This window comes from Blastococcus sp. SYSU DS1024, assembly GCF_054050795.1.
In genome coordinates this window covers 40876-52464 of the sequence record NZ_JBJHAA010000026.1, presented here as the reverse complement: position 1 = coordinate 52464, position 11589 = coordinate 40876, and the positions used below count along the sequence as shown (strand labels likewise).

Here is an 11589-nt window from a genome sequence, read left to right as displayed (position 1 = left end):
GGTGCGCGCCGCCGCTGGGGCCGCCCCCCCGCCCCCCCCCCCCCCCCCCCCCCCCCCCCCCCCCCCCCCCCCCCCCCCCCCCCCCCCCCCCCCCCCCCCCCCCCCCCCCCCCCCGCCCGGGCCCTCCGGCTGGGGGCGGTCCCGGCCGAGGTGCTGACCCACGTGACGGGGGTTCCCCGCCGCCGGGTCCACTGCGCCCACTGCGCGCACGAGACGGAGACCCCCGCCGCCCTCGGCGCGACCTGCGTCTGCCGGGGCTGCGGGCGGACGCTGCACGTCTACCACCACGTGTCCCGGCGGTTGGGCGCCTACCTCGGGTACATGGTGGACGCCGAGGACGTCGCCCCCGCTGCGCCGGTGGAGGTGCCGGCATGACGACGATCTCCCCGCCCGCACCCGCGGACGCCCCGGCGCGCACCGGCCGGGGCGCGCTCCGGCTCCGGGTGGCCGGCGTGCGGGCGGCGGCAGCCGGCATCCGGTCGGTCGAGCTCGTCTCCGCCGACGGTGGACCGCTGCCCGCCTTCCCCCCGGGGAGCCACGTGGTGCTGCACTGCGGCGACCGGCGCAACGCCTACTCGCTGACCGGCTCCGGGATCGCGCCGGAGCGCTACTCGATCTCGGTGCTGCTCTGCCCCGACGGGTCCGGGGGCTCGCGGTGGGTGCACGAGCTCGTGGCCGGGGACGTCGTGGCGGCCGACGGGCCGCGCAGCGCGTTCGCCCCGGTAGCCACCGCGCGGCACCACCTGCTCGTCGCCGGCGGCATCGGCATCACGCCGCTGCTCTCGCACGCCCGCGCCGCGGCCCGCTGGAACCGGGACTTCACGCTGCTCTACGGCTACCGCCCGGGCGCTGGAGCGCACCTGGACGAGCTGCGCGAGCTCTGCGGCCCGCGCCTGGAGGAGCACCCGGACGTGGCCGGCTTCGTGGCCCGCATCGAGGCCGCGCTCGCCTCCGCCCCGCTCGGCACCCATCTCTACGCCTGCGGGCCGGCCGCCCTCCTCGACACGGTCCTCGGGACGGCGGAGCGGCTGGGCTGGCCGGAGGCGCGGGTGCACACCGAGCGCTTCTCCGCCGCCGCGCTCGACCCGGGCGATCCGTTCGAGGTGACCCTCGTGCGGTCCGGACGGCGGGTCGGGGTCCCGTCCGGGGTGAGCCTGCTGGAGGCCCTCGAGGACGCCGGTGTCCCCGTGCCCAACCTGTGCCGGCAGGGGATCTGCGGCGAGTGCCGCGTCCCCGTCGTCTCCGGCTCCCCCCTGCACCGTGACCTCTTCCTCAGCGAGGCCGAGAAGGCCGCCGCCGACAGCGTCATGTGCTGCGTCTCCCGCAGCACCGGCCCCACCCTGGAGCTCGACCTGTGACAGCCACCGACATCCGCGACCGGGCCCTGCCCGCCCGCATCGCCTCGTTCCCCTTCCCCTTCCTGACCGACACCTACCGGTACAGCGCCAACGTGGAGCCGGCGGTCGCGCCACGGCCGACCGCCGCCGGCAGCTGGGGCGAGCACGTCCTGCACGTCGACGAGTACTACGCCTCCGACAGCGCCGAGTGCGCCGCCCTGCTGGCCGCGGACCCCACACGGCTGCAGGAGCTGCCGCACATGAGGCCGGCCGCCTGGGACGCGATGCTCTACGTGATGGGCGAGCTGCAGCGGGCCCGCCCGGAGGTGTTCGCGCTCGACCGCCTCGGCGGGGACCGCTGGCGCTGGCGCAACGAACTGCTGGGCATCGACCAGAACTTCACCTTCGGCGACGACGCGACGCTGCCGTCCGGTCCGCTCGAGTTCATCGCGCCGCAGGTCCAGGACGACCTCGTGCTCCTCGACCAGCGCGAGGGAGCGCTGTGGGCCGACGCCGGCGTCGTCACGGCGGCCGCGGACTGGTCGATGCGCTTCGACGTCGGCATGAGCTTCCCCGAGATCCACGGGCCCGTCCCCCGCGTGCACCCCGAGGGCGTCATCGACCGGGCCCACCAGTTCCTCATGCGGCTCCAGCCCGGGGAGGCCTACCGCCGCACGAACTGGACGATGACCGTCGGCCGGCGGCTGGACACCGCGACCGAGACCTATCCCGAGTGGGGCCCCGACCGGCGTCTGGTCCTCGAGCAGGACCTCGGCTCCCGGCTGCACCTGCGCGTCGAGGTCCAGCACCTGGTCCGGCTGCCCACTTCCGGGGCGGTGCTGTTCCTCATCCGCACCTACCTGCTGCCGCTGGAGGACCTGGCGCGGGTGCCCGCGTGGCGCGACCGCTTCGCCGCCGTCCTCGAGGAGCTGCCGGAGGACATGGCCGACTACAAGGGCCTCACCCGCTTCCGCTCCGCCGCCGTCGCCTGGCTGCGCGGTGCGGCATGACCGCCGGCCTGACGGGAGAGCAGCTCGGGCCACGCTGCACGAGCGTCCCCTCGTGGCCGGCGCAGCCACCCTCGCTGGATCTCACCGGCCGCGGGTTCCTCCTCGTGCAGGTCGGCGGCCGGGCCGCGGAGGTCGTCGACCGGTGGGCGGCCGAGGCGCGGGAGCACGGCCGGCCGGTGCGGCGCTGGGGGCTCCCGGGCGTGGACGGGTCGTCGGGCCCCGCGCTCGCCCGCCGCCTCGGCGGGATGCACGTCGGCGACCGGGTGCTGGTGGCCGGGCCCGAGGCCGACGTCCTCGCCCTGGTCGCCCTGGCCCGCGGGATGGGGGTGCTGCCCGAGGAGATCACCGCCTTCGCCCTCGCCCGGGGGCCGATCCCGGTGTTCTGCGCCCACTGCGAGACCACCGCGCGGCTCCCGGTGGCTCCCGGCACGGAGGTCGACTGCCCCGGGTGCGGCCTGCGGCTCGAGGTGCACGAGCACGCGTCGGGGCACCGGGGCAGCTACCTGGCCTCCGCGGTGACGGCAGCCGGAGAGGCCGGATGAGCGTCCCGGCCACGCAGCTGCTGCGGGTGACGCGGATCGAGGCGGTGACCGACCGGGTGCGGCACATCGTGCTGACCGACCCGGAGGGCCGGTCGCTGGCCGGGTACGCGCCCGGCAGCCACCTGGTCGTGACGGCCGGCGGCACGCGCAACGCGTACTCGCTCACCGGCTCCGGGATCGCCCCGGGCGACTACCGGATCTCCGTCCTCCGTACCGGGGACGACGGGGGCTCGGCCTGGCTGCACGACGTCCTGCGGGTCGGTGACCTGCTGCCGGTGGAGCCGCCCCGGTCGGCGTTCCGGCCGGAGCTGGCCGCGCGGAAGGCGTTCCTCGTCGCGGCGGGCATCGGGGTCACGCCGATCCTGTCGCACCTGGCCGCCGCCCGTGCGTGGGGACGCCCCGTGGAGGTCGTCTACGGATACCGCCCGGGCGAGGCCGCCCACCTCGAGGAGGTCCGCGAGCTCGCCGGCCCGGACCTCGTGGAGGCGCAGGGCCGGGTGGCCCTTGCCGGCGCGCTGCGCGAACGCATGGCGGTCCAGCCCTGGGGCACGCACGCCTACGCCTGCGGCCCGACCGCCGTGCTGGACCTGTTCACCGCGACGGCGCGCGCGGCCGGCTGGCCACCGGCCCGCGTGCACCTCGAGCACTTCCAGGCCCCGGAGCTCTCCCCCGGCCGGCCGTTCACCGCCCGGCTGCGGCGCACCGGCCGGGAGCTCCCGGTGCCCAGCGGCACCAGCCTGCTCGACGCGGTGCTCGGCGCCGGCGTCGACGTTCCCAGCATGTGCCGCCAGGGCGTCTGCGGCCAGTGCCTGGTCCCCGTGGCCGCCGGCCGCGTGGAGCACCGGGACCTGGTCCTCGACGACTCCGATCGGCAGTCCTCGACCCACATGCTCGCCTGCGTGTCGCGGGCGGCCGACACCCACCTGGAGCTGGACCTGTGAGCGATCTGTCCCGGCTGCCCTGGCCCTTCGCCCCCGCCGACCGGTCCTTCCGGTACACGGTCAACGTCGAGCCCGCCCGCCGGCTCGTGGATACGCCCGCCGGGTCCTGGGGCGAGCACGTCGTCGACCTGGGCGACGACTACGCCGAGCAGATGGCGCTGCGCCGCGACGTGCTGGCCCGCGACCCCGGGCGGCGGCAGGTGCTCCCGCACATGGAGCCGGCGTGCTGGGACATGCTCCTGTACCTGCTCCGGGAGCTCGTGACCGCCCGCCCGGACGCCATGCACCTGACCGACCTCGGGTCCGGGGCCTTCTCCTGGCGCAACGACCTCCTCGGCATCGAGCAATCGTTCGTCCTGGGCGATGCCGCCACGCTGCCGACCGACCCGCTCACCTGGATCGGCTGCCAGGTGCCCGACGACATCCTCATGGTCAGCGACCGCGGCGGCCGGCTCTGGTTCGACGCCGCGCTGGTCACCTGGGCCGCCGCGTGGTCGGTCAAGTTCGACATCGGCATGCACCTCGACGAGATCCACGGCCCCGTGCCCCGGCTCAACGAGGACGGCGTGACCAGCCGCGCCACCCGGTTCATGCGGGGCATCACGGCCGACCAGACCTACCGCCGGGTCAACTGGACCTTCTCCGCCCACGGCTCACCGCGGCGCGACATCAGCCTGGAGGCCAAGCCGGAGTGGGACGCCGACATCCCCCAGCTGGTGCGGGACGGCGACTTCGGCCGGCTGCAGCTGCGCATCGAGCTCGAGCACCTCACCCGGCTGCCGTTGACGGGAACGCTCACCTTCAACATCCGCACGTACATGGCGCCGTTGGCCGAGATCGTCACGGTCCCGGGCTGGGGCGAGCAGCTCTCGGCGATCGTCGCCGAACTCCCGGCCGACATCGCCGAGTACAAGGGCATCGCGCCCTACCGCGACGAGGTCGTGGCCTGGCTGACCGACGCCGTCCACCCCACCGTCGCGGCCTAGCTGCACCTGGCGCCGGTCCCGGCATCCCCGAGGCGCAGCCGCACGCCCGGGCAGGAGCGCTACGACGTCTCCACCGCCGGCATGGACTCCGCCGACCACGCCCTGGCGCAGGACCCACCGCACCGGACCGCGGTCCCTTGCCTGCTCACCGGCGGCTCGCCACACTGCCGGGCATGGCACTCCGACCCGTCGTCGTCGGCACCGGCCCTCGGCACGTCCTCGCTCTGCACGGCTGGTTCGGGTCCGCCGCAGGGTGGGGGCCGTTCGCCGAGCTGTTCGACGGCGACCGGTACTCCGCCGCCTTCCTCGACTACCGGGGCTACGGCGCCCGCAGAGGGGAGACCGGTTCCTTCACGCTCGCCGAGATCGCCGCCGACGCCCTGGCCGCGGCCGATGAGCTGGGCTGGTCGGAGTTCGTCGTGATGGGGCATTCGATGGGCGGCACCGCGATGCAGCGCGTGCTGGCCGACGCGCCGAACCGCGTGCAGGGCCTCCTCGGCATCAGCCCGGTCCCCTCCACCGGGGTGCCGTTCGACGACCAGGGCTGGCAGCTGTTCAGCGGCGCGGCCGAGGATCGCGGCAGCCGGTACGCGATCATCGACCTGACCACCGGCAACCGGCTCTCCCCCACCTGGGTCGACCGGATGGTGCAGCATTCGCTCGACCAGTCCGACGTCGCGGCCTTCGGCGGCTACCTCGAGGCGTGGGCGCGCACCGACTTCTCCACCGAGGTGCGCGGCAACCCCGTCCCGGTGCTGGTCGTGGTCGGCGAGCACGACCCGGCCCTGGGCGCGCCCGTCATGCAGCAGACGTTCCTCGAGCAGTACCCGAACGCGGCCCTCGAGGTGCTGCCCAACGCGGGGCACTACTCCATGTTCGAGACGCCGGTCGCGCTGTTCACCTGCGCCGAGCGGTTCCTCGACGGGCTCCCGTGAGCTCCCCCGCGTGGAGCCCCTCGGCCGGGTCAGCGGACACGGTGGCGCTGGTCGACCCGGTCACCTACGAGACCGGCCCGCCGTTCGAGCTGCTGCGTCGGCTGCGGGCCGAGGCGCCCGTCGCCTGGGTGGACGAGCCCGCTCTGCACGGCCAGCCGGCCGGCACCGGGTTCTGGCTGGTCCTGCGGCACGGCGACGTCGAACGCGTGCTGCGCGACCCGGCGACCTACTCCTCCTGGCTCGGCGCCACCCAGGTCAGCGACGCCCGTGACCTCGAGTGGGTCCGGCAGATGATGCTCAACATGGACCCGCCCGACCACACGCGGCTGCGGCGGCTGCTGACCCGCTCGTTCACCCCACGGGCCGTGGCGGCGCTGACCGACGCGATCGAGGCGACGGCGGCGCGACTGGTCGACGACATGATCTCCGGCGCCGGCGAGGGGACCTGCGACTTCGCCAAGGACGTCGCCGCCGATCTGCCGTTGCTCGTCCTCGCCGAGGTGCTGGGGGTACCGGCCGAGGACCGCTGGTTGATGTTCGACTGGTCCAACCGCGTCATCGGCTGGCAGGACGCCGACTACGCCTCGTCGGCGGCCTTCGACGGCAGCGGAGGAACCGCCATGGCCCGCGAGGCGCTTGCCCTGCGTCCGGCGCCCGCTGACGACGGGACGATGCCCGATCCGCGGACGCGCTCGGGCATGCCCGACCTCTACGCCTACGCGCGCCTGCTCGCCGAGCACAAGCGGGAGATGCCCGGTTCCGACGTCATGTCGATCTTGCTGGCGCAGGTCGACGAGGACGGCGGCCGGGTGAGCGACGCGGAGTTCGAGAACATGTTCTGGCTGTTCGCGGTCGCCGGCAACGAGACCCTGCGGAACGGCCTGCCGGGGGGCCTGATCGCGCTGATGCAGCACCCGGCACAACTGGCCGCCGTCCGGGCGGACCCCTCGCTGCTGAGCGGCGCGGTCGACGAGATGCTGCGCTGGTGGACCCCGGTGATGGTCTTCCGCCGCACCGCGACCCGGGACGTCGAGCTCGCCGGCACCCGCATCCGGGCCGGTGACAAGGTCGTGGTCTCGTTCACCTCGGCGAACCGCGACGAGTCGGTCTTCCCGGATGCCGACCGGTTCGACGTCCGCCGCGCGCCCAACCCGCACCTCTCCTTCGGGCACGGGCCGCACTTCTGCCTCGGCGGCCAGCTGGCGCGGGCGCAGATGCGGGCGCTGTTCGGTGAGCTGCTGCGCCGCACCGAGGTGCTGGAGCCGGCCGCTCCGCCCACGCTGCTGCGGTCGAGCTTCCAGCGCGGGGTCAAGCGGCTGCCTGTGCGCTGGGTGGCCGCCTGAGCAGCCCTGACCCCCACTGCGTGATCGGGAACCGCGCTCGGACAGGCGCTTCGGCTGATCTCGGGCGGTGACGTCCTCCTCGGGACACCGTCGCCCGGTGTCCTGCGGGTCGAGGGCCCGCAGTCGACGTGCCGGGCACCGCTGAGGCGCCGCGCCGTCGATGCTGTCCGGGTAGCTGACCGCACAGCGCGCGGCCCGCACCCCACGGGGTGCGGGCCGCGCGGGTCGACCAGGACCGGTCTATGCCTCGGGCGTCTTCCCGAACCGGACCTTGTCGGTGAACTCGATCTCCGCCACGGAGCCCCGGGCGCCGGTGGCGACGCCGATGGTCCCGGTGGACCCGTCCGGCGCGATCCGCGGGACGTCGCCGGTCATGAGACTGATCCGCACGCGGTGCCCTTCGGCGAAGCGCCAGTGCGCCGGCTGGGTCTCGATGACGAACGTGGTCTCCTCGCCCGGCGTCACGGGAACGCTCTGCTCGTGCCCGAACCGGTGGCCGGCCCGCAGCCAGCCGGCGGCGACCTCGGTGACCCGGCCGTCGGGGGCGACGTCCATCACCTTGGCCACCAGGTTGCCGTCGCTGTCGGGCAGGGTCGCCTCCAAGGTGACCTCGGCCTGCCCGGCCAGCACCGCGTCGTGCGCCAACGGGCCGGACGTGAACGTCAGCCGTCCTTCGTCCGCGACCGCGTTGTCCGCTGCCGGATCCGTCGGCCGCAGGCACCCGACCAAGCAGGTGGTGGCCGGGCCGTCGTCAGGGTCGATCGGAAGATCCAGGGTGCCCGGCTTGCCGGGCCGCCGGTCCAGCTCCCGATCGGTGCCGAGGGCCAGTACCTCGACCTTCCCGTCCGCCGGCCAGTCGGCCAGCTCCACCCAGCGACCCCCGGCGGCTCCCTCGACCTCGTAGCTGGTCACCGGGGCTGCCGGGAGGGGGGCGTCGGGGTCATCGCGCAGCCAGTGGTCGAACCAGGCGAGGGTCGCGCCGATCGGCAGCGGCTCGCTCTCCTGCTCCCAGGTGTCCGCGTGGGTCCAGGGCCCCATGACCAGCCGGACGTCGTCGTTCCCGGCGTCGCGCAGGCCCTCGTAGTTGCCGATGGCCCCGGCCCGGAAGACGTCGAACCACCCGCCGGTGAGCAGGACCGGCACCTCGATCTCCTCGTGCTTGTTGGCCACGTTCTGGACGTCCCAGTACTCGTCGTAGGTGGGGTGGGCCGCGAAGGCGTCGAGCTGCCGCTGGTCGAAGGCCGGGTCCGCCACGTCGGGGGCGCCCACCCAGAGCCAGTCCGCCTGCGCCGGCGCGCCGCCCGGGTAGAAGATCTCCTCGTAGTTCTGCATCGGCGAGACGTTGGGCGCGATCGCCGCCAGGTGCGGCGGTTGCTCGGCCGCGATCTCGAGGGTCGTCTGCCCGCCGTAGCTCGTGCCGGAGGCACCCACCTTGCCCGAGGAGTACGGCTGCTCGGCCAGCCACTCCACCGCATCGTGGCCGTCCCTGCCCTGGATCGGCCACCGGGCCTCGAAGCCCGGCGCCGGGGAGATCCCGGTGCCGCGGATGTCGCAGGACATCACGTTGTAGCCCCGCTGGCTGAAGTACGTGGCGAACGCGCCCTCCGCCTCCTCCACGGCCCGGCCGTACGGCGTGTAGCTCCGGAGGATCCCCGGGAACTCCCCGGCCGCCGGCTCGTCGCCGACCGCGGGCCTCGCGATGGTGCACCCGAGCTCGAAACCGTCGCGCATCGGCACCTGGAGCCGTTCCACGTAGGTGCCGTAGGCGGCTGCCCGGTCGTAGCCGAACCAGTCGGGCTGGGCGGCCGGGGCCGGGTGGGTGGGGTGAGCGGCTGCCGGTGGGGTCAGCGCCCCCGCCACGACCGCGCCGGTGATGGTGCCGATCACGCCGAGGCGGCGGGTCTGCCTGCTGAGCACGTTTCCTCCACGGGGAACTGGACGGTGCCGGGGAATGCCGGCTGACCGGCACCGGGCCGGGCACGCGGCGTGCCCGGCCCGGTGCCGACCTGCGGGGGGATCAGAAACGCGGCCCGCCGAACAGGCCGCCGCGGTCACCGAGCCACTCGGCCGGTCGGTAGTTCGGCAGAATCTCCGATGCGCCGAGGCCGAGTTCCTCGGCCGCGGCGTCCAGCCTCCGGGGGTTGGCCGCGGATCCCCAGTGACCGGTGGCGACCCGCTCGTCGAGGGCCTCGACGGAGGCGACCAGCTCCGCCGGGGTGAACTGGCAGTGGCCCAGCCGGTGCACGAAGGCCTCGCGGTGCAGGCCTCTCGCACCGGCCTGCCGCACGGTCTCCGCGTACTCCTCCTGGACCTGCACCGGCGCCAGGACGTCGTGCGTGGTGTGCAGGCTCAGGACCGGGACCTGCAGGTCCCCGGTCAGCTCGGACGTGGCGTTTGCGGTCCGCAGCGCGTCCTCGTCGGCGGTCACCGACGCCGTCGCGCTGAGCCGGTCGAGATCGGCGCGGAGGTCGAGCCCGGCCGCGCGGTACAGCGCCTCGACCTGCTTGCGCTCGTCGGCGTGCGCCAGCAGGGCCCGGTAGTCGACGCCGGCGTTCCAGGACGGATTGCCGCCGACCGTGTTCTCGATGTCGACCCGGGCCGGGTACGTGAACCCGAGCGCGGAGGTGAACTGGGCGACCTGCGCGTCGACCTGCGCCTGGTGGTCCCGCGGATCCGGTTCTGGCTGACCCTCGGCCCAGCGGGGCAGGTGGTACAGCGCGGCGGCGAGCGCGATCCGCGCCCGGCCCTCGGGGTCGTCCTGCGCGGCCAGGACGGCGTCGGTGAGGGTGCTGGCCGCGGCGTTGACGGCGGCCAGGTCGCCCCCGTAGTCGGCCAGCTGGACGTCCGTGCCCTCGGGCACGAGCAGCTGGGCGATCGCGTGGGCGCCGTCGAGCTGGTAGTTCAGCAGGTCGACGCCGCCGTGCATCAGCCCGCAGGTGGGCAGCGCCCCGTCGATCGGCGCGCCCGGGAGCTCGGCCAGCTGGCCGGTCACCAGACCACCCATGGAGGTCCCGACGGCGAGGACGCGGGACGGCTGCCCGACTTCGGCGCGGAACGCGTCCAGGGTCTGCAGCTGGTCCTCGGCGGCGGTGTCCAGCGTCCAGCCGCTGCGCTCGTAGGAGGAGCCGACCAGGGCGTACCCGCGGTCCAGCAGGGCCTGTCGCGTCTCGTCGTCCGGAGCGTTCTCGGCGGTGTGCGGGATGGGGAAGAAGCTGGGCCGGTAGCCGTGGCTGTACAGGAGCACGGTGCCGTTCCAGTGGGCGGGGACATCGGCAACCCAGGCGGTGGCCCCGTCGTCGACCGTTCCCTCGACGTGCCGCGGGCCCGGAGGCTCCTCGGCCGCGGCGGACGGGACGGCGACGAACGAGATGGCCAGGGCGCAGGTCAGGCCGGTGACGAGGGATCGAGGGGACATCGGCTTCCTCACGACGGGTCCGGGGATGCCGGTGACGCTAGGAGCTCGGCGGACGACCGTCAACGAATTGCCGAATGTTTCTGTGAGCCAGGCCACGCTGCTGCATCATCGACGACCGCGCGCGTCCTTCACGAGGCCGGCGAAGGCCGCCTGCGCCTGTGGCCCCAGGGATGCGGCGACGGCCCGGTAGGCGCTCGCCGACCGGCGAGCGGGCCAGTCCTCCCCCAGGTACCGCTCGGGCAGCACCGGGTCGAGTCGGAGCAGTCGGATCCAGTGGGCGCCGAGGAGGGTGAACAGTGCGAGCGGGTCGCCGTCCCGGGGAAGGGGCCGCCCCCACCGGCGGAGGAACTCCTCGTGCTCCCGGCGCAGCGCATCGAGGTCCCACGCCCGCGAGACGAATCGGGCGACGTCCGTGCCGGCAGTGGGAGATGCGACGAAGCCGTCGATCTGCATGCCCTCGACCTCGGCCCCGACGGCGATGATCCGTTCGAGATCGACGCGGCCCGGCGCGATCCACAGCCCGTCGCGCAGGCAGCCGAAGCCGGCCCAGGACAGCCGGGACCGCAACCGGTGCCGGACGTCCCGCTGCGCCTCCGGCAGGGAGAAGCTCAACAGCGTCCAGTCACTGCCCACCTGGTGGAACGGCTCGGCCGCCGTGACCCGGTCCCGCCCTTCCCGCAGCAGCCTCCGCGACGTGTCGGTCAGGCCGTAGCTGACCACTCTCCCGTCCTGGTGGCGGGTCAGCAGGCCCCGCTCGGTGAGCCGGGTCAGCACCGACCTGGTGGCGTCGTCGCTGACTCCCAGGGACCCGAGCACGTCGAGGAAGACCCTCGTCGGAAGAGGCTCCTCGTACTGGTCGAGGATCAGCGCGCCTCCCAACGCCAGCAGGAGGTCCTGCGGCTTGAAGCGCACCTCGACGGCACGGTCTGTCATCCACCCTCCCCTGGACCGGGCCGGCCCCCACATCACCGCGCCCCGCGAGCGTTCGCCCCGACGCCTGCCCGCGCCGGCAGTCGTCCCACCGATCATGCGTCACCGGCGCGGCAGCCCGTCTGCTCGCACGCGCAGGGACGGCGGCAG

Annotated in this window: 11 protein-coding genes; 8 read left to right on the top strand and 3 right to left on the bottom strand. The window is 74.5% G+C overall.

Annotation, left to right across the window (positions count from 1 at the left end):
• The 8 genes from ACI79S_RS18540 to ACI79S_RS18505 all read left to right on the top strand — a co-directional run.
• Positions 1-375 (top strand): dimethylamine monooxygenase subunit DmmA family protein (locus ACI79S_RS18540; RefSeq protein ID WP_456594916.1); only part of this gene is annotated, 375 nt, incomplete at its 5' end.
• Complete coding sequence (locus ACI79S_RS18535; RefSeq protein WP_456594915.1) at positions 372-1358, top strand: PDR/VanB family oxidoreductase; 987 nt, start codon at positions 372-374, stop codon at positions 1356-1358. The genes ACI79S_RS18540 and ACI79S_RS18535, both read left to right, overlap by 4 nt.
• The gene (locus ACI79S_RS18530; RefSeq protein ID WP_456594914.1) at positions 1355-2347 is read left to right on the top strand and encodes a heme-dependent oxidative N-demethylase family protein; all 993 of its coding nucleotides are present in this window, start codon (positions 1355-1357) and stop codon (positions 2345-2347) included. Before ACI79S_RS18535 ends, ACI79S_RS18530 begins: the two co-directional genes overlap by 4 nt.
• Complete coding sequence (locus tag ACI79S_RS18525; protein WP_456594913.1) at positions 2344-2889, top strand: dimethylamine monooxygenase subunit DmmA family protein; 546 nt, start codon at positions 2344-2346, stop codon at positions 2887-2889. The genes ACI79S_RS18530 and ACI79S_RS18525 overlap by 4 nt, the downstream gene beginning before the upstream one ends.
• Positions 2886-3830, top strand: coding sequence for a PDR/VanB family oxidoreductase (locus ACI79S_RS18520; protein WP_456594912.1), 945 nt, complete (start codon positions 2886-2888; stop codon positions 3828-3830). Before ACI79S_RS18525 ends, ACI79S_RS18520 begins: the two co-directional genes overlap by 4 nt.
• Entirely contained in the window at positions 3827-4816 is a 990-nt protein-coding gene (locus tag ACI79S_RS18515; protein ID WP_456594911.1) for a heme-dependent oxidative N-demethylase family protein, read from the top strand. Before ACI79S_RS18520 ends, ACI79S_RS18515 begins: the two co-directional genes overlap by 4 nt.
• Positions 4817-4989: 173 nt before the next feature.
• Complete coding sequence (locus ACI79S_RS18510) at positions 4990-5751, top strand: alpha/beta fold hydrolase (protein ID WP_456594910.1); 762 nt, start codon at positions 4990-4992, stop codon at positions 5749-5751.
• Entirely contained in the window at positions 5748-7094 is a 1347-nt protein-coding gene (locus ACI79S_RS18505; RefSeq protein ID WP_456594909.1) for a cytochrome P450, read from the top strand. Before ACI79S_RS18510 ends, ACI79S_RS18505 begins: the two co-directional genes overlap by 4 nt.
• Positions 7095-7334: 240 nt before the next feature.
• Here the strand turns inward: ACI79S_RS18505 and ACI79S_RS18500 are convergent, their stop codons facing one another.
• From ACI79S_RS18500 to ACI79S_RS18490, 3 genes are all read right to left on the bottom strand, one after another.
• Positions 7335-9011: a CocE/NonD family hydrolase gene (locus ACI79S_RS18500; protein ID WP_456594908.1), complete on the bottom strand. Its 1677-nt coding sequence runs from the start codon at positions 9009-9011 to the stop codon at positions 7335-7337.
• A gap of 100 nt (positions 9012-9111) precedes the next feature.
• Positions 9112-10509 (bottom strand): hypothetical protein, encoded by a 1398-nt coding sequence (locus ACI79S_RS18495; RefSeq protein ID WP_456594907.1) that lies wholly within the window; start codon positions 10507-10509, stop codon positions 9112-9114.
• Between the two features lie 105 nt (positions 10510-10614).
• Positions 10615-11442 (bottom strand): PaaX family transcriptional regulator, encoded by an 828-nt coding sequence (locus ACI79S_RS18490; protein ID WP_456594906.1) that lies wholly within the window; start codon positions 11440-11442, stop codon positions 10615-10617.
• Between the last annotated feature and the right edge of the window lie 147 nt (positions 11443-11589).

Bases quoted from the DNA above. Each gene is read 5' to 3' on its own strand.
- ACI79S_RS18535 (WP_456594915.1), top strand. From the start codon at position 372: ATGACGACGATCTCCCCGCCCGCACCCGCGGACGCCCCGGCGCGCACC.
- ACI79S_RS18525 (WP_456594913.1), top strand. From the start codon at position 2,344: ATGACCGCCGGCCTGACGGGAGAGCAGCTCGGGCCACGCTGCACGAGC.
- ACI79S_RS18520 (WP_456594912.1), top strand. From the start codon at position 2,886: ATGAGCGTCCCGGCCACGCAGCTGCTGCGGGTGACGCGGATCGAGGCG.
- ACI79S_RS18510 (WP_456594910.1), top strand. From the start codon at position 4,990: ATGGCACTCCGACCCGTCGTCGTCGGCACCGGCCCTCGGCACGTCCTC.
- ACI79S_RS18495 (WP_456594907.1), bottom strand. From the start codon at position 10,509: ATGTCCCCTCGATCCCTCGTCACCGGCCTGACCTGCGCCCTGGCCATC.
- ACI79S_RS18490 (WP_456594906.1), bottom strand. From the start codon at position 11,442: ATGACAGACCGTGCCGTCGAGGTGCGCTTCAAGCCGCAGGACCTCCTG.